The organism is Spiroplasma sp. ChiS, assembly GCF_002968355.1.
Lineage (GTDB): Bacteria > Bacillota_I > Bacilli_A > Mycoplasmatales > Mycoplasmataceae > Spiroplasma > Spiroplasma citri.
Genome location: NZ_PUUH01000242.1, coordinates 1 through 733 on the forward strand (window position 1 = coordinate 1; position 733 = coordinate 733).

1 protein-coding gene is annotated in these 733 nt (G+C 25.9%); it reads right to left on the reverse strand.

Annotation, left to right across the window (positions count from 1 at the left end):
* Window positions 1–128: 128 nt before the first annotated feature.
* Window positions 129–733: phage major capsid protein (locus tag C6B38_RS06180; protein ID WP_146693343.1), on the reverse strand; the 605-nt coding region annotated here is incomplete at its 5' end.

Here is a 733-nt window from a genome sequence, read left to right on the forward strand (position 1 = left end):
ATTTATTAAAATATTTTTAGATGATTGAATTAAAGTTTTTATTTCTTCATCAAATAAATTATGCTGAATTCGTAAACTTAATTTAACAAAATTTAATAAGTCCATATTGATCCTCCTTTATTTTTAAATTACTCAGGTTGGAAATTTACAAAAGCATTTTTTTCAACAACTTTCCCGTCTAAAATGGCTGCTCCCACATAAGTATGTAAAAGTTTTTTAATTCCGATATGTTCAGAATATCTTAGAGTTAAAGGTTCTTGGAAATTTACATAATAAGTATTTAATTTTCCAAAAGAAATGCAATTATTTTTATTTGTTTTAGAAAATGTAGGATATGTGTCTGTTAAAACAACTTCATAACCTAAGATTTTATTAGTGACTCCATCTGAACTTATATTGTGGTTTCAAATAGGGCGATCATTTTTATCTTTAATATTTTGGATAGTTCAGAATGTTTCGTTATTCATTACAAATTTAGCACCATTTGAATATCCTAATTTTAATGATTTAATCATTTCAATAATAGCATCGTAATTTAATTCTTTAATTTTTACACTTTTAATGCTTGTATCTGATAATATTCCAGTTGGCTGACCTTTTCCAGTTCCAGTGGCGATTGATTGTTCAATACCCTCTTTAATTCTGTTTGTAATTACTCTAATTACAAAAGCTTCAAAATCTTCAATTGTCATAAATCTTGTAGTTTCTGAAAATTCAAGCGAAGTGGCAATAA